This window comes from Corallococcus sp. CA054B (genome assembly GCF_003611625.1).
GTDB classification, from domain to species: domain Bacteria; phylum Myxococcota; class Myxococcia; order Myxococcales; family Myxococcaceae; genus Corallococcus; species Corallococcus coralloides.
On the sequence record NZ_RAVY01000017.1, the window covers coordinates 26,750 to 42,151 of the forward strand.

The 15,402-nt window shown below is 69.4% G+C and carries 15 protein-coding genes; 10 read left to right on the forward strand and 5 right to left on the reverse strand.

Translation table 11 applies throughout. The features are described 5' to 3' along the window. Nucleotides 1–122 precede the first annotated feature (122 nt). Nucleotides 123–548, forward strand: coding sequence for an OsmC family peroxiredoxin (locus D7V80_RS06725; RefSeq protein ID WP_014397999.1), 426 nt, complete (start codon nucleotides 123–125; stop codon nucleotides 546–548). Between the two features lie 18 nt (nucleotides 549–566). On the opposite strand, the gene D7V80_RS06730 is transcribed toward D7V80_RS06725, so the two are convergent. After that, complete coding sequence (locus D7V80_RS06730; RefSeq protein WP_120587373.1) at nucleotides 567–830, reverse strand: hypothetical protein; 264 nt, start codon at nucleotides 828–830, stop codon at nucleotides 567–569. Between the two features lie 105 nt (nucleotides 831–935). Here D7V80_RS06730 and D7V80_RS06735 point away from each other — a divergent pair, with 105 nt between their 5' ends. The 6 genes from D7V80_RS06735 (at nucleotide 936) to D7V80_RS06760 (ending at nucleotide 6,320) form a co-directional block, all read left to right on the forward strand. Continuing rightward, complete coding sequence (locus D7V80_RS06735; protein ID WP_199738406.1) at nucleotides 936–1,511, forward strand: RNA polymerase sigma factor; 576 nt, start codon at nucleotides 936–938, stop codon at nucleotides 1,509–1,511. Nucleotides 1,512–1,515: 4 nt separating this feature from the next. Next, nucleotides 1,516–2,301, forward strand: coding sequence for a hypothetical protein (locus D7V80_RS06740; RefSeq protein ID WP_120587375.1), 786 nt, complete (start codon nucleotides 1,516–1,518; stop codon nucleotides 2,299–2,301). Further along, nucleotides 2,298–3,944 (forward strand): caspase family protein, encoded by a 1,647-nt coding sequence (locus D7V80_RS06745; RefSeq protein WP_120587376.1) that lies wholly within the window; start codon nucleotides 2,298–2,300, stop codon nucleotides 3,942–3,944. Before D7V80_RS06740 ends, D7V80_RS06745 begins: the two co-directional genes overlap by 4 nt. Beyond that, the gene (locus D7V80_RS06750; protein WP_120587377.1) at nucleotides 3,944–4,621 is read left to right on the forward strand and encodes a carboxypeptidase regulatory-like domain-containing protein; all 678 of its coding nucleotides are present in this window, start codon (nucleotides 3,944–3,946) and stop codon (nucleotides 4,619–4,621) included. The genes D7V80_RS06745 and D7V80_RS06750 overlap by 1 nt, the downstream gene beginning before the upstream one ends. A 199-nt stretch (nucleotides 4,622–4,820) precedes the next feature. Beyond that, nucleotides 4,821–5,315: a hypothetical protein gene (locus D7V80_RS06755; protein WP_120587378.1), complete on the forward strand. Its 495-nt coding sequence runs from the start codon at nucleotides 4,821–4,823 to the stop codon at nucleotides 5,313–5,315. A 75-nt stretch (nucleotides 5,316–5,390) separates the two neighbouring features. Next, complete coding sequence (locus D7V80_RS06760) at nucleotides 5,391–6,320, forward strand: DUF4382 domain-containing protein (RefSeq protein ID WP_120587379.1); 930 nt, start codon at nucleotides 5,391–5,393, stop codon at nucleotides 6,318–6,320. Between the two features lie 13 nt (nucleotides 6,321–6,333). Here the strand turns inward: D7V80_RS06760 and D7V80_RS06765 are convergent, their stop codons facing one another. Further along, complete coding sequence (locus D7V80_RS06765; protein WP_120587380.1) at nucleotides 6,334–6,882, reverse strand: YceI family protein; 549 nt, start codon at nucleotides 6,880–6,882, stop codon at nucleotides 6,334–6,336. A gap of 151 nt (nucleotides 6,883–7,033) precedes the next feature. On the opposite strand from D7V80_RS06765, the gene D7V80_RS06770 reads away from it, so the two are divergent. Together D7V80_RS06770 and D7V80_RS06775 are read left to right on the forward strand one after the other, a co-directional pair. Next, nucleotides 7,034–7,939: a LysR family transcriptional regulator gene (locus D7V80_RS06770; RefSeq protein ID WP_120587381.1), complete on the forward strand. Its 906-nt coding sequence runs from the start codon at nucleotides 7,034–7,036 to the stop codon at nucleotides 7,937–7,939. 108 nt (nucleotides 7,940–8,047) lie between these two features. Continuing rightward, nucleotides 8,048–8,743: a pirin family protein gene (locus D7V80_RS06775; RefSeq protein ID WP_014398009.1), complete on the forward strand. Its 696-nt coding sequence runs from the start codon at nucleotides 8,048–8,050 to the stop codon at nucleotides 8,741–8,743. A 59-nt stretch (nucleotides 8,744–8,802) separates the two neighbouring features. On the opposite strand, the gene D7V80_RS06780 is transcribed toward D7V80_RS06775, so the two are convergent. Next, nucleotides 8,803–10,371, reverse strand: coding sequence for a fibronectin type III domain-containing protein (locus D7V80_RS06780; protein WP_120587382.1), 1,569 nt, complete (start codon nucleotides 10,369–10,371; stop codon nucleotides 8,803–8,805). A gap of 12 nt (nucleotides 10,372–10,383) precedes the next feature. Further along, nucleotides 10,384–10,926 carry a DUF2378 family protein gene (locus D7V80_RS06785; RefSeq protein ID WP_120587383.1) on the reverse strand — a complete coding sequence of 181 codons (543 nt, stop codon included), beginning with the start codon at nucleotides 10,924–10,926 and terminating at the stop codon, nucleotides 10,384–10,386. Nucleotides 10,927–11,438: 512 nt separating this feature from the next. On the opposite strand from D7V80_RS06785, the gene D7V80_RS06790 reads away from it, so the two are divergent. Further along, nucleotides 11,439–11,912 carry a DUF1353 domain-containing protein gene (locus D7V80_RS06790; RefSeq protein WP_120587384.1) on the forward strand — a complete coding sequence of 158 codons (474 nt, stop codon included), beginning with the start codon at nucleotides 11,439–11,441 and terminating at the stop codon, nucleotides 11,910–11,912. 119 nt (nucleotides 11,913–12,031) lie between these two features. Here D7V80_RS06790 and D7V80_RS06795 read toward each other — a convergent pair whose 3' ends face one another. Continuing rightward, nucleotides 12,032–15,289, reverse strand: a complete 3,258-nt coding sequence (locus D7V80_RS06795; RefSeq protein ID WP_233585189.1) for a lantibiotic dehydratase — start codon at nucleotides 15,287–15,289, stop codon at nucleotides 12,032–12,034. Nucleotides 15,290–15,402: the final 113 nt, after the last annotated feature.

Genomic DNA, 15,402 nt, shown 5'->3' on the forward strand with positions numbered 1-15,402 from the left:
GGCAGTCCCCGGCCCCTGTCCGCCAACAGGACCGCCGCGCTCCGGTGAGCGCCCTACCCTTCCGCCGCGCGAACGCAACGGACGCGGCACGGTGCCGCGCCGCGCATGGGGAGACGGACGCCATGGGTATCAGCAAGGGCAGTGCGCAGTGGAACGGCGGATTCAAGGACGGCAAGGGCTCGATGAAGCCCGGTCACGCCGCGGAGGTCCTCTTCTCGGTCGGCACTCGCTTCGAGGGTCAGCAGGGCAGCAACCCGGAGGAGCTCATCGGCGCGGCGCTCTCCGGCTGCTTCTCCATGGCCCTGTCGGTGGGGCTGGAGAAGGCGGGCCTGAAGCCCACGCGCATCCAGACGAACGCGGACGTGCACCTGGACAAGCAGGGCGACGGCTTCGCCATCACCACCATCGACCTCGTCACCGAGGCCACCATCCCCGGCGCCAACGACGCCCAGTTCCAGAAGATCGCCGAGGAGACCAAGAAGGGCTGCCCCGTCTCCAAGGCGCTCGGGGGCGTGAACATCACGCTGAAGGCGAAGCTCGCGACCTGACGAACCTCGCGCCGGCCTTCAGCCGCTGGCGCACGCGTCGCGGCAGTCCTGCCGGCACGCGACGACCTCGGGCGTGTTGCCCACGCAGGTCGCGTAGCACTGGCTCAGGCACGGCGTGAGCTCATGTTCCGCCGTGCCGGGCTCTTCCCCGGATGATGGGTCCCGCGCGTCCCCCGGAGGGTCTTCCCCGGGAGGGGTGTCCGCCGGGGGAGCGTCCGCGGGGCCACAGGCCGCCAGGAGGCATCCCGCCGCGGCCAGCGCCATCATCCATTTCCGCCGCATCTGCCACCCCTCGCGCTGGACGGTGAGGACTTCACTCTAACCGCGAAAGCCGTGGAAGAATCCGGGCCCGTGGCCGATTCGCCCACCAGGAGGTCTTCTGCGCAGGTGGGTGAGACGGACGATGTCACGGACGCGGTTCGGCGCGCGACGAGGGGGGAGTCGTCCGCCTTCAGCGAGCTATACCGTCGCACCCGCCCCCTGGTAGCCCGGCTGGTGGCGGGTTTCGGCACATTGGATCCAGACGAGGCGGAAGACGTCCTCCAAGAATCCTACGTGCGGGCGTTTCGGGGGTTGTCCCAGCTGAAGTCGGCGGGGGCCTTCACCCCGTGGTTGTTGACCATCGCGCGCAACCGGGCGCGCACGCGGCTGGAGCGCCGCAACCTGCTCCATCGGATGGAGGAGGAGCTGGCGGACCCGACGCCGGAGACAGTGCCTGCCCTGCCTCCCACGCTCCAGGTGGAGCGGGACATCGAGGTGGTGCGGCAGCTCATCGCGGAGCTGCCCGAAGGCGAGGAGAAGAAGACCGTGCAGCTCTTCTACATCGAAGGTCAGCTCTCCGCGCGGGAGATCGCCGAGAAGCTCGGCGTGGGAAAGAGCACGGTCACCATGCGGCTGGAGCGGTTTCGCGGGCGCATCAAGCGCGAGCTCCTCCTGCGGGTGCTCGCCGGACGGTGGGATTGAAGCCATGAGACACCTGGATGCCACCGCGATGGCCGAACTCGCCGGGCGCGACCCCGCCGCCGTCGCCTGGTTCCGCGAGCACCTGGCCTCGCCCTGCGAGGTCTGTGAGACGTTCCTCGCCACACACGCGGATCCGCTCGACGGGCGGACGGACGCGCTGCTCCTGGCGCTCGCGCCCCAGGGAAAAGCCGAAGCGGAAGTCGTCCCGCTGCGCTCCCCGCCCCGCGCCCGCCGCTTCGCCCCTCCGTCAGGCCGGTACCTGGGATGGATGGCCGGCGCGATCGCGGCCTCCGTGCTGATGGTGGTGCTGGTGCCGCTGGTGAAGGGGCCCGCGCGAGGTGCCAGCGAGTGGACCGGTGAGAAGGGCCCGGGCCGCATCTCCCTGGAGCTGGCCGTGGTCGCGCGGAGCACCGACGGCGCCCTGCGCCGGCTGGACTCCGGGGCGGACGTCACCAGCGACGAGGTGCTGCTCCTGCGCTACCACGCCACGGAGTCCGGCACCGCGCTGCTCTACCAGCAGCAGGAGCAGCAGGCGCCGGAGCTGCTTGGCCGCTTCCCCCTGACGGCGGGAACCCACGACCTGGAGGGGCCCGACGGCCTCGCGGGCGTGAGCCTGGAGTCGGACGAGGGCCGGCTGTCGCTGGCGCTGGTGGCCTTCGCTCCCGGTGAGTCCGCCTCGGAGCAGGACGCACTCGCCGCGCTCGCCGCGGACGGTGGCCCGGATGCACGCCCAGGGACCGTGGTGAGGTTCGACGTGCGGGTCCAATCCGGTCAGACTCTGGCCCCGTGAGGCGCCTCCTTCCCCTGCTCCTCGTCCTCCTCTCCGCCTGCGCGGGCCCATCCGCCACGGCTGGAGACAAGGGCGGGCTCGTGCCGCTGCGGCTCGACGCCGCGGACCTGTCGCGCGCGTACACCCCCCGGCGGCTCGCGCTGCTCGTGGGCGTGTCGTCCTTCGATGATCCGCAGTGGCGCGCCCTGCGCTTCTCTTCCAAGGACGCCAGCGACCTGGCCGCGGCGCTGAAGGACCCCGCGCGAGGCCACTTCGACCAGGTGCGCGTCCTCACGCGCCCGGAGGAGACGACCCGCGACGCCATCCTCGCGGCGCTCCGGCAGCTGCGGCGTGAAGCCACCCGGCCCGACGACGTGGTGGTGGTGTACCTGTCCGCGCACGGCACGCTCGCGCGAGACGGCCGCGGGGAGCTCACGCGCTACCTCGTCACGCGCGACGCGTCCTACCGCGCCATCCCGCAGACGGCGCTCTCCATGGACGCGCTGAAGGCGGAGTTCGAACAGCTGCCCAGCCGGCGTCGGCTGCTGGTGCTGGCCACCTGCCACAGCGGCAGCGGCAAGTCGCTGCTGCCCCACGAGCTGGAAGTGGAGCTCGCGGGCATCAAGTCCGGCTTCTACGCGCGCCCCCTGGAGGAGTCCTCCCGGGCCTCCATGGTGTTCGCCGCCAGCGACTGGGGCGAGACGGCGCGCGAGGACGAGGGCCTGCGCAACGACATCTACACGTACTTCCTCATCGAGGGCCTGGGCGGCGCGGCGGACCGCAACGCGGACGGCGCCGTCACCGCCACGGAGGCGCACGACTATTCGCGCCGCCGCACCTTCACCTTCACGGAGGGACGTCAGCGGCCGTCCGCCGAAATCATGGAGGTGGGCGCGGATCCGGTCATCCTCGCCGGCCGCATCGACCGCACGGGCCAGCCGGAGCTCTTCTCCTACAACCCGCGCCTGGACGGCTTCCTGCTCAAGGTGGACGGAGAGCCGCGCCTGGAGCTGCCGGGCGGCGCCGCGGTGGGCCCGGGCAAGCGCACGGTGGAGCTCACCAAGGGCGACGCCGTCCTCGTGCGGCGCGAAGTGGACGTGGCCCGGGGCGAGCGCCTGCCGCTGGAGCGCCTGCTGTCGGACGCCATCCCGCGCCGCGCGCTGTCGCTCGTGGGCGGGATGATGTCCTTCGCGGACGGCAGGAGCCAGCGCGAGCTGCTGCCCGCGGCGCCCCAGGTGGGCGTGGTGCTGCGGCTGGAGGACCTGCCGCTCCAGGACCTGGGCCTGATGCTGGACATGGGGCTGGGACGTGGGCGCCAGAAGCTCCAGGTGGCGCCCGGCAGCGAGGTGCCCTTCGCCTACACCACGTTCACGCTGGGCGCGGCGGTGCCGTACCTGTGGCGCTGGGAGCAATTGACGCTGTTCGCGGGCCCGCGTGTGGCCGCGCTGTACCTGGGCAGGTCTTTCGATGTGGAGGCCTATTCGGGAGGCCAGCGCTACTTCACCGTCAGCCCCGGTGTGGTGGGCGGACTGGCGTGGCGCCTGGGGGAGCGGTTGGAGCTCACCGCCCAGGGCCACGGGATGCTGACGTACGTGGTGGTGGACGGGCAGGGACAGGCCGTGGGCTTCATCGGCGGAAACGCCGGCGTGGGGTACCGCTTCTGATGCGCCGCCAATGCCTGATCCTGACGCTGTCGTCGCTCGGCCTCCTGGGCCTGGGCGCGTGCGGAAGCCTGGACAACGAGCCCTTCCGCGCGGGCACCGTGCGCGGCCGGCTCACGGAGTTCGACCCCGCCGTCGCGCTGGTATCCGTGGTCGGCGCGCCCGGCGTGCGCAGCGGCGTGGACGCGCAGGGCCGCTTCACGCTGGAGGACGTGCCCGCCGGCCCGGCGGAGCTCTTCATCCTGGCCACCGAGGACAAGGCCGAGCGCGTGACGCTCACCGTGCAGGGAGGCCAGTCCGTGGACGTCCCGGACGTCGCGCCCCGGCCCGCCGGGGCCTTCTTCGTGAAGCTCCATGTCCGGGGCAGCCGGAAGGTGACGGACGTGAAGGCCTCCGTGGACGGCACGCCCATCGAAGCTTCCGGGTTTGATGACAAGGACCCCGCCCGCCTGGGGCCGCTGCCGGAGGGCTGCTACGGCGTGAGCATCTCCGCGCCCGGCTTCAGCTCCACCTCCGTCCAGGACTGCGTGGACACGGGCAAGCAGACGGTCTTGAACGTGGAGCTCATCCCCGAGGGCTCCTCCGGCGAGGAGCGCTGCGCGTTGGCGGGCTGTGGCGGCGGTGACAGCCATTCCGCGATGGATGGCCGCGGCGTGAAACGCCCTGAAGACAGCCATTGAAAATCGTCGCCGGTTCGCGATGGCTTCCGCTGTGAAGAGAGCTTTCCACAAAGCCACACATTTCCAGACCGTCCGTCGCCTCACACTTCGCCGCCCGTCTGGAGTTGTGGCCACTCCGCGAGCACCCGGGTCTTCCTGACAACGAGGCACTCCGCTCCCCAAGCGGCCCCCCACCGCCTCGTTTCACAGGAGGATGACCATGCGTATCCCGACCGCTCGCTCTTCCGCGGCATGGATGGTGTTGTGCGCGACGATGCTGTCCCTGGGCTGCGGAGGCCCCACGGAGGCGGAGGATCCGTCGCTCGTCACGGGTGATGACAACCTGGGGGGCGCCGCCGGAGAAGCGCCCGCCGCGGATGGCGGCACCGAGCCCGGTAACCTTGGCCGCGTCACGATCTGCCACATTCCGCCCGGCAATCCCGCCAACGCGCACTCCATCACGGTGGGCCTGCCCGCGGTGGCCGCGCACCTGCGCCATGGCGACACGCTGGGCCCGTGCGAAGGCGAAACGCCCGCGGATGGCGGCACCAGCGAGCCCGACGCGGGCACGACCGACGGCGGCTCGGGCGGCGGCATCGACGCCGGCCCCCAGTGCATCCCCCAAGGCAACGAGTGCTCCCTCGAGGATGGCCAGGAGAGCTGCTGCGATTCGCTGTCGTGCACGGAAGGCCGCTGCTGGCCGGTCATCGGCTGAACCAGCGCCGTGGCCGGTCCGGACGCGGGAGGGTCTTCTCCCGCGTTCTTCCCTGAATCCAACAAAGGCAGACCCATGAAGACCCTGCGACACCTGACCTCCACCCTGCTGATGGCCACGGGACTCCTGTTCCTCGCGGCCTGCGGCGACGACACCGCCCGCGTCACCCTGAAGCTGACCGACGCCCCGGGCGACGGCATCGAGAAGGCCGTCGTGACCATCTCGAAGGTCTACCTGAAGGGCAGCGTGGACAAGGACGCGGACGGCAAGGGAGACGTGGTGCTCCTGAGCGAGCCCGTCACCACCGACCTGCTCACGCTGGCCAACGACACCGCGGACCTGGTGAAGGACGCGGAGGTGCCGGCGGGCACGTACAAGGAGCTGCGCTTCGTCATCACCGGCGGCTACATCCAGGTGAAGCAGGACGGCGTCAGCCGCATCTTCGCCACCTCCGCCAACTACGAGGGCCTGCCCGACGGGGCCCAGGTGGACGGCGACCTGCAGATGCCGAGCGCCAGCAGCTCCGGCCTCAAGGTGAAGTTCGACAAGGACGCGGACGTCACCATCACCAGCGATGACGACCAGAAGGTCATCCTGGTGGACTTCGACGTGGCGCAGAGCTTCGGCAAGGAGGCCGGCGGCTCTGGCAAGTGGGTCATGCGTCCCGTCATCAAGGGCGCGGACATGGAGTTCTCCGGCAACGTGGAGGTGACGCTGGAGGCGGGCAGCGTGTCCCTGCCCCTGGGCATCACGCAGCTGAGCAGCTTCTCCGCGGTGCTCACCAACGCCGACGGCAGCCGCGAGACGCTGGCCTTCAGCGCCAGCACGGGCACCACCTACGTGGCGGACTTCAAGTACCTGCTGCCCGGCACCTACCAGGTGGACCTGGTGGGGCCTGAGGGCGTGTCCTTCACCACGGACATCACGCGCCCGGCGACCGCGACGGTCAGCTCGGGCGCGGAGTCCGACGTGCACTTCGTGCTGACGTCCTTCGACGTCGAGTAGTCCCTTTCGGGGTTCAGGCCGCCTTCTCGCCCGACTGCGCCTGGGCGGCCTGGACCTCGAGGGCGATTTCAATCTTCTCGCCCACCAGCACGCCGCCCGCCTCCAGGGCCTGGTTCCACGTCAGGCCGAAGTCGCTGCGGTTGATGGACGTCTTGGCCTCGAACGCGGCCTTGGTGTTGCCCCAGGGGTCCTTGGCGATGCCCAGCTGCTCGGCCTCCAGGACGACCTCGCGGCTGATGCCGCGGATGGACAGCTGGCCCGTCACCTTCAGGTGCTTGCCGGAGGGCTCCACCTTCGTGCTCTGGAAGGTGATGGCCGGGAACTTCTCCACGTCGAAGAAGTCCGGCGAGCGCAGGTGGTTGTCGCGCTGATCCACGCCGGTGCTGATGCTCGCCGCTTCGATGGAGACGGAGACCGCCGAGGCAGAGGGGTTCGCGTCATCCAGGGTGATGGTGCCGCCGAACTTCGTGAAGCTGCCGCGCACCTTCGCCACGACCATGTGGCGGACGCTGAAGTGGATGCCGGTGTGCGTGGTGTCGATGTTCCAGGAGGTGGTGGCCATGGTCGTCGTCCTTGTCGTGAGCGCCGCGTTGGCGGCGGTGTGTTTCAACGAGGCGTAAGGTAGCGGCCCCCCACGTTCCGGATTAGACGGGACGGACAGGAAGCACTGTTCCACGGCTGGAACAGTCCTCCTCCTGCACGAGGCAAGGGCCATGGACCTCAACGAACTCCTCGTCTTCGCCCGGGTGGTCCAGGCGGGCAGCTTCACGGCGGCGGCGAAGGCGCTGCGCATGCCCAAGTCCACCGTGAGCCGCAAGGTGTCGGAGCTGGAGGAGCGAGTGGGAGCGCAGCTGCTCCAGCGCACCACGCGCACGCTGCACCTGACGGAGGTGGGCCGCGCGTACTACGCGCACTGCGAGCGCATCGTCGCGGAAGCGGAGGCCGCGGAGCTGGCGGTGACGCGCCTGCAGGCGGGGCCACAAGGCCTGCTGCGCGTGACGACGCCCCTGTCCGTGCATTTCCTCGCGCCCCTGGTGGCGCGCTTCATGGAGCAGTACCCGGACGTGCAGGTGGAGCTGCTCTGCACGGACCGCGCGGTGGACCTGATGGAGGAGGGCTTCGACCTGGCGGTGCGCGCCGGCCGGCTGCCGGACTCGTCGCTGATGGCTCGGCGGCTGGGGGACATCGAGTGGCTCGTGGTGGCTTCGCCCGGGTATCTCCAGGCACGGGGTGCACCGAAGACGCCGGCGGACCTGGCGAAGCATGACTGCCTCTTCTTCGGCAAGTCGGTGCAGGGGAACGTCTGGACGCTGCATGCGGGCGGGCGCTCCGTCGACGTGAAGGTCTCCGGGCGGCTGGTGGTGAACGAGCCGGACATGCTGCGCGCGGTGACGACGTTGGGCGCCGGGGTGGCGCTCATCCCGGGCCAGCAATGCATTGAGGACCTGGCGTCAGGGAGGCTCCAGCGCGTGCTGCCGGACTGGAGCTCCACGGGCGCGCCGGTGCACGCCGTCTACCCGCCCACGCGCCACCACGTGCCCAAGGTGATGGCCTTCGTGGAGGTGCTGCGCGAGCACTGGCCCCAGAACCCGGAAGCACTCAAGCGGGCGAAGCGCTGAGACAGTGCCGGCGTTTCGTTCCGCGGATGGAACGATGTGTCCCAAGGTTCGCGTCTGGCCAGGTGGCGTTCGCAAGCGCATGTTGTGTCTCGAAAGGAAGCACACACCATGATGAACGTTCGCCCTTCCGAAGCACGCGGTCACGCCAACCACGGCTGGCTGGATTCGCATCACACCTTCTCGTTCGCGAGCTACTTCGACCCCGACAACATGGGCTTCCGCGCCCTGCGCGTCATCAACGAGGACCGCGTGCAGGCCGGCGAGGGCTTCGACACGCACCCGCACCGGGACATGGAGATCATCACCTACCCGCTGAGCGGCGCCATCGCGCACCGTGACAGCACGGGAGGCCAGGGGCTCCTGCGCGCCGGTGAAGTGCAGCGCATGACGGCCGGCACGGGCGTGATGCACAGCGAGATGAACGGCTCCAACGAGGACGTCCACTTCCTGCAGATCTGGATCATCCCGGAGAAGAAGGGCCTGAAGCCCGAGTATGAGCAGAAGTTCTTCCCGGAGAAGGACCGGCAGGGACGCTGGCGCGTGGTGGCCAGCCCCGACGCCCGCGACGGCAGCCTCACGGTGCACCAGGACGTGGTGCTCAACAGCACGCTGCTGAGCCCGGGAGAGAAGGCGGAGTACACGTTGCCCAAGGGGCGTCACGCCTGGGTGCAGATTGCCCGCGGCAGCGGCACGCTCAACGGCGTGGCCCTGAAGGCCGGTGACGGAGTCGCCGTGTCCGACGAGTCGAGCCTCGTGCTCACCGCCTCCGAGCCGCTGGAGGCCCTGCTGTTCGACCTGGCCTGATGCGGCGGCCACGAAGAAGGCCCCCGGATCCTTGAGTGGACCCGGGGGCCTTGTCGTTTCTATGGCGTGAATGAAGTGGTGTTGGGAACGGGAGGGATGGTGACGGCCTGGCCGTACACCAGCGTGTTGCCGCACACCGTGCCGGTGGCGTTGAGCTTCGTCGCGTCCAGCAGCGTCCCCCGGATGTTCTGCGCGTTGAACGTGCAGGGGGACGAAGACGAGCAGTCATAGGCGACGAGCTTCGCGCCGTTGCTGGAGTACACGGCGATGTCCTTCGCGGTCGTCGTACCGGTGTGCATGAAGAAATGGCCGTCGCGCGGCTGATAGCTGCTCACGTTCTCGACGCGAGGGCCCGGGGTGACGGACTGCCACAGGCGGAAGTTGCGCTTGCACTCAGCGGCGACGGTGTTGCGGATGAGCATGTTGCGCACCTTGGTGTCGACACAGCCGTCCTCGCTGCCGCGGAAGTAGCTGTCCTCCAGGATGACGTCGCTGGCGGAGCTCTCCCCGTCAATGCCGTCCCCTTGCGTGTAGCCGGTCTGCATGCCGGTGACGTTCATCACAGTGGCCCGGCGAAGGGTGACGTTGTTCGTGGTGTCGTAGAGGGCAATGCCCACGGGGTAATCACTCCCCTGCCCGCCAATCTGGTCCGGCTCCATGTCGATATAGACATCCTCCACGAGCGACTGGTTCGTCCCGGACGCGAGGAAGATGCCGCCACGAGTGAACTGGAGGATCATCGCGTCGCGGATGGTGAGGTCGGTGAAGGCGGTGGAACTGGAGCGCTCCACGTCCACGCAGGTCGCCACGTTCTCCGCGCGGAACTGGCTGAGCGTGACGTGTGCCACGGACGTCGCGGCCTTGAAGCTGAAGCACGTGCCCACGTGGCTGAACTCCAGGTTGTGGAACACGAGGTTGCTGGCCTTCACCGTGAAGGCCACGGGCCCCGTCTTCGCGCGAGTGGAGGCCTGGAAGGTGGACTGGAACACCGGCCGCCCCGCCACGCCCTTGATGGTGACAGGAGCGCCCAGGGCACCGCCCTGGGACACGGTGGTGCCGGTGCCGTAGATGCCCCCGTGGATGCAAACCGTGCCCCCGGGGCCCACCGCCTGGATGAACGTGTTGAGATTGGAGAGCGTGCCCGCAGTCTGAGCAGTGAGGCCGTCCTTGGAGCCCGCGCCTGTGACGGTGATGTGGCGGACGGAGGGGCCGGAGCACTCGTCCGCGGTGGGCGTGGCGGACAGGCCGTTCGAGTACCCGGAGGTCGTGTCGCTCGTGGAGCCCTTGATGCGCACGACGAACTCGTACTTCGTGCCATTGGTGAGGCCGGTGACGGCGAGGGTCGTCGTCTGGGCCCCTGCGCTCCGGTAGCTCCACGAACCGGAGCCCACGCGGTAGCGGACCTGGTAGCCCTGGGTGCCCGTAGGGCCCGCGGTCCACTTCAAGGTCACCTGCCCATTACCGGGGACGGCTTCGAGCAACGTCGGGGCAGCCAGGGCCGCCTGGGAAACCTCGCCGGTCTCCTCCAGGTCCAGCGTCAGGTCTTCCTGCGGCCCACAGGCGAGGCACAGCAGGAAGGCGCCAGTGAAACACAGCACACGGTGCCGAACGAAGGCGATTTTCTTCATTTCCCCGTTTTATCAGGGAGCCCACCGGACGCGGTAGGAGCAGGCGTGGCCGTCGAAGTCGAAGGGATCCACGCGGAGATTCTTCGCCCCGGCCTTGGCCAGCCCTGCTTCGATGAGGCCGCGCAGGTAGCCCGGGTTCCCGTTGCACTCGTTGACGCGGATGATGTGGTGCCCGGGGCCCTGGGTGAGCAGCTCCGACTGCATGTAGTTGTTGACGGTGGAGAAGCTCTCCTGGATGCGAACCACGACGCGCTCGGGCCCGAAGATGGGCCACATGGACACGAGCGACTTGCCGAGCACGGTCTGCTCCATCCCCTGGATGATGCCAATGCCCAGGCGCCGGTAGCCCTCGCCCGCATCGACCTGCGGATACAGGTGCTCGACGGTGACGCGAAGGGCCTCCGCGAAGATGGACCGGGAGGTGTGGTGCGGGGATTGAGCGTCCAGGTCCAGTCCCACGTCCTTCAGCTTCGTCCGGAGCTCCAGAGTGAGCCGGTCACCGATGGAGCGGAACACTCCCTCCACCGTGTGGCGATAGACGATCTCTTCTTCCACGAAACACCCCGGCCCAAACCCGGCGGTCCCATTCCGCCGTGTCGCAAAGAAGCGTACACCATCCCCCTGACAAATCCGAAGCCCCCTGGGGCTACGACCCGGGTCTGAGACGTCCCACCGATGTTTCACGGCTGGCCATGCTGTTTCCTAGTTCGTGTATTACATGAATTCAATGACTCAGCCGGGTCCGGGAGAACTCGGCGGGCCCAGCCGCGAAAGAGAGGGGAAAACCCTCCGGTTCAGGGCTGGAGGCCACGAGCGACCGGGCCTCAATCGCTCTGCCTTCTGCCTCCACCACCCAGGACTGGTTCGACAGCTTCATCGCAACCGATTGGCTGCCTTGGCCTGTCTTGCGGAACCTGTCAGAATTGACGCACGGAGGTGTTGCCCATGCATAGAATTACCCTTGGCCTGTGTCTTGCGCTCCTCGCTAGCGGTTGCACGCGAATCAACTCCCCTGCGGTCAAAGCCTTTTATGGCAACGAGCACTGGGTTCTGCTTGAGCCCGTCGAATGGCACATCGGAAATCAAACGAAACAATCATTGTTCCTGAAGGCTTTGTCCACGACTACGCCAGCATTCCACGCGGATTCTGGTCAATAGGACTTTCGCCGCACGACCGATACAGCCGCGCGGCGATCATCCACGACTATCTTTACTGGACTCAAGGCTGCACAAGGGAACAAGCCGACGCACTTCTGATGATCGCCATGCAGGAAGAAGGTGTTTCGCCCGTGAAGCGCTGGGCTGTTTATGGCGGAGTGGTCGTGGGCGGAAGCAAAGCGTGGAAGAACAACAAGAGCGAGAGGACTTCGGGCCTCACGCGCTATGTCCCCACTGAATACCGAGACCTTCAGAGCTTCGAATCCTGGGCGAACCTGCGCGTAAAACTCAAAGCCGCAGGCATCATTGAGACTCCCGAACAGGGCACCCCCTCCTATTGCAAGCTGGGCGATAGCATCGACGTGCCCAGCGCCTACGAGTGATTGCCCCACAGCCAGACACCGACCCCATCCGATAGCCCCTCCCGCCTGGGGGGCCATGGACAGACAGCCAGAGAGAGACGGGGGCTCCCCTTCGCACTACCAAGGAGGAGGCGCCTGTCTCAGCCCCGGGCCAGACGCGAGCGGTACAGCCGCGCGAGGAAGTCATACAGGACAAGCTCGTGGGCTCGCGCGTCGTCCGGCAGCACGCGGTTGACGTGCATGTGCATCAGGCTCGTGGCCAGCGCTTCCACGGGAAGGGTGAGCCGGCCTTCGCGCTCGGCGGCCTGGAACTCGCGGCCCACGGTGGCGAGCCGCTCACTGCGTTGATGGAGCACCGTGAGCCCTTCTTGCCACGGGCCCTCGGTGGCGGGCGTCGCGTCCAGCAGCGCCTCCAGCTTCGGGCGCTCGGCGCGGAAGCGCGCGCTCAGCTGCGTCTCCAGCACCTTGCCTGGCTTGAACTCGGCCGCGAAGCCATCCCGTGCCCGCTCGGCCACCCGCGCCTTCGCGTCCAGCGGCAGCCCCAGGTCCGTCAGCAACAGGTCCAGCCCCTTCAACACCAGCCGCCAGCGCAGGTCCGCGCCCGCGTCGCCCTCGCACGTGCGCAGCAGGTCCAGCGTCGCGTCGCTGTCCACGGAGAAGAACGCCTCCGACAGGACAACGCCTACAGGCCCGCCGTAGCGCTCCACCTCGCGCTCGTAGGTGTCCAGCTGCAGCTTCCAGCCCGTGCCCTCGTCCAGCAGGTCCGCGCACGCCGAGCGCAGCACCGGCCACACCTGGGACTCCAGCCGCGCGGGATCGCCTTGGAAGCGCAACCGCAGGTGGAAGTCCGGGTCGCCGTAGCGAATGAAGAACCAGCGGTCCACCGCGCCCGAGGCCAGCACCTGCCGCACGGTGTCTCCCAGCCCGCCGCGCAGCAGCCGGTCGACCGTCGCCGTGCCCGTGTAGAGCTTGAGGTACAGCCACTCGGAGCCAGGGGGAAACCGCCGCGCCACCTGCGCCGGCGGGGCGGGAGCCAGCGCGGGCAGCGGCGGTGCTTCCGGGGACGGCTCGCGCACGAAGGGCACCACCACCTCGTGCACGTAGCGCCCATCGCCGCCCTCCACGCACAGCCCTTCCGGCCCGGGGTACAGCTCCTCCAGCACCGCGAGCGAGCGCTCCTTGACGGTGTGGACGAGCGTCTCCACGGACAGGACGTTGTCCAGGTCCACCGGGAGCTGGTTGTCCCCTTCGCGCAGGCACACCCAGCGCGGCAGCCTCGCCTCCTGGCGGTAGCGCTGCACCGCATCGAACCGCGCGGCGCCTTGCAGCTTCCCCCAGGCCTTGAGCAGCGCGGAGGGCAGGTTCCAGCAGGCCAGCGACAGCACCGTCCGCCCGTACCGCACGCGCGGCAGGAAGGACGCGGCGTCCAGCGGGCCCCAGAGAAAGCGCATGCCCCGCTCGCCGCCCTCGCTCTGCAGCATGCAGAGGAAGCGGTAGAGGCTCAGTCCGTAGCCGACGAAGTTGTGCGCGTTCGTCAGCCGGGGAACCACCTCCCGCCCCAGCCGCTCCGAGCGCAACACCAGCCGGTGGCCCTCCAGCGACAGGCGCAGGTCCGCGACGTCGATGCGGTCCTCCTCGGGTACGCCGGACTGTCCCAGGAAGACGAGATCATGGCGCCGCAGCGCGGGCCGGCAGACGACGTTGCCCATGCGTCCCTGGGGCAGGTGGACGATCTCCGCGAAGACGGCGTCCGGGCGCAGGGCCTCCTCGGCCCGCAGGTGCTCGCGCACCCGCGCCTCCAGCTCCGGGTCTCCATGGCAGAAGCGGCCCATGTACATGGCACCCGCGACATGGATGTTCTCGAAGAGGATGCGGAAGTCTCCGCGGTCCACCGCCTCCGCGGAGTCGGCGATGAGGGTGCTCACCACGCCAAAGGCATTCGCCAGCCGCCTGGGCGTCTCCGCCTCCATGGCCCGCAGGTCCTCTTCCGTCAGCACCAGCTCATGGGCATGCGCCTCACTCACCTCCTGGAGCCGGCGCAGCAGGTGCCGCGCCCGGGTGTCCAGGCCGGCAGGCTCCGCGCCACGAGGTGAGCGCAAGCCCAGGTTCTTCACGAGCGGGCCCGTGCCACCGCCGGGCCGGGGGTCGGCCACGAAGCCGATGCCCCGCTCCTCGTCCAGGGCCTCCAAGAGCGGCACCGAGCGCCCCTCGTAGCGCGCCGCGAACCGTTCCCGGAAGCGCACCAGCGGGTCCTGCTCGCTCCGCTCGGGGGTGATGCGGCGCAGGACCTCCACGGCGCGCAGCAGCTCGGAGGCCACGCGCGGCGGGAGCGAGAGGTCCGCGGCCGGACGCACCGAGTCCACCTGGAACAGGCGCGGCAGCTCCACCGGAACCGGCAGCGCCTCCAGGGTGCGCGCCACGTGCCGGTACGACGCAGGGGACGCGCCCGGCGGGGCGGCATCCAGGTCGGCCAGGAGGGACTGGACGGCGGACAGCCGCTCCCGCACCGGCGCGAGCGCGGGGATGCCCTCGGCGCCCGCCAGGAGGAAGGGCACGGGCTCCGGCCCCGTCAGGTTCGGCGCCCACGTGGGCACCAGGAGCTGCGCCTCCACCAGGTCCTCGGTGTAGAGCCGCGCGTCCTCCAGCGGAATCTCCGCGTCCAGCGCCACCAGCGCCCGGGCCAGCGTCTCCAGCGTCGCGCCCGCCCGGGCCCGCTCCAGCGTGGCGTCCAGGTAGGGCGTGGGCTCCACGGCCACCAGCCCGTAGCTGCGCTCCCGCCCGCGCTGCCGCATCTCCAGGTAGCGGAGCTCCGTGGGCGTTCGGTACAGGCTGGTGTTGGGCACGTAGCGCAGCGCTCGCAGGACCTCGGGCTCGCGCCGCACGTGCTCCACCAGCGCGCAGACGTAGTCCATGTCCAGGCGCGTGTGCTTGCGGACGGCGGAGCGCTCCGGCACGCGCAGCCGCGCCTTGCCGCTCAGGCTGCCCACGGAGTGCGCCGCGAACAGGCCGAAGGGCGTCGCGCGCCCGGCCATCCGGGACAGGTAGCGCACCAGGCCGCGCTCCACCTTCTGGCCCCACTCCGAGTCCGGGGACTCCAGCCAGACGGGGATGCTCTCCTCGAGGCCGGGCGAGGCGAGGAAGAGGGCCTCCCGCACCACCGGCTCCTCCACCCACCCGCGCAGGCGCTCGCGCAGCCGCGCGCGCTCTTCACGGAGTGCGTCCGCGCGCTGGCCCTCCGGGAGCCGCCAGGCGCTCAGGTCCTGGCCCCAGTCGACGAGCGTGTCGAAGGGAAGCAGCGGCGTGCGCAGGGCGAAGAAGCCGGAGGCAGCGTAGGTGGGGGCCTTCGAGGGCGGGCGCGAGTGGTTCGTGGACATGGGCGGCTGGGGAGTGAGCGTCACCCAAGGAGAGGCCCCGGAGAATCGGGAGCAGCGAACGGACAAAAGGCCGGAAGGATGGCGCGTGCCACCCCTCCGGCCCCGGGCACGACAGTGTGCGATGACATCACGGTGTC

What these genes read in the sequence shown, in the direction of transcription:
- D7V80_RS06780 (WP_120587382.1), bottom strand. Translation starts at nt 10,371, where the DNA reads ATGAAGAAAATCGCCTTCGTTCGGCACCGTGTGCTGTGTTTCACTGGC.
- D7V80_RS06770 (WP_120587381.1), top strand. Translation starts at nt 7,034, where the DNA reads ATGGACCTCAACGAACTCCTCGTCTTCGCCCGGGTGGTCCAGGCGGGC.
- D7V80_RS06755 (WP_120587378.1), top strand. Translation starts at nt 4,821, where the DNA reads ATGCGTATCCCGACCGCTCGCTCTTCCGCGGCATGGATGGTGTTGTGC.
- D7V80_RS06765 (WP_120587380.1), bottom strand. Translation starts at nt 6,882, where the DNA reads ATGGCCACCACCTCCTGGAACATCGACACCACGCACACCGGCATCCAC.
- D7V80_RS06775 (WP_014398009.1), top strand. Translation starts at nt 8,048, where the DNA reads ATGATGAACGTTCGCCCTTCCGAAGCACGCGGTCACGCCAACCACGGC.
- D7V80_RS06790 (WP_120587384.1), top strand. Translation starts at nt 11,439, where the DNA reads ATGGCACATCGGAAATCAAACGAAACAATCATTGTTCCTGAAGGCTTT.
- D7V80_RS06730 (WP_120587373.1), bottom strand. Translation starts at nt 830, where the DNA reads ATGCGGCGGAAATGGATGATGGCGCTGGCCGCGGCGGGATGCCTCCTG.
- D7V80_RS06750 (WP_120587377.1), top strand. Translation starts at nt 3,944, where the DNA reads ATGCGCCGCCAATGCCTGATCCTGACGCTGTCGTCGCTCGGCCTCCTG.
- D7V80_RS06725 (WP_014397999.1), top strand. Translation starts at nt 123, where the DNA reads ATGGGTATCAGCAAGGGCAGTGCGCAGTGGAACGGCGGATTCAAGGAC.
- D7V80_RS06740 (WP_120587375.1), top strand. Translation starts at nt 1,516, where the DNA reads ATGAGACACCTGGATGCCACCGCGATGGCCGAACTCGCCGGGCGCGAC.
- D7V80_RS06760 (WP_120587379.1), top strand. Translation starts at nt 5,391, where the DNA reads ATGAAGACCCTGCGACACCTGACCTCCACCCTGCTGATGGCCACGGGA.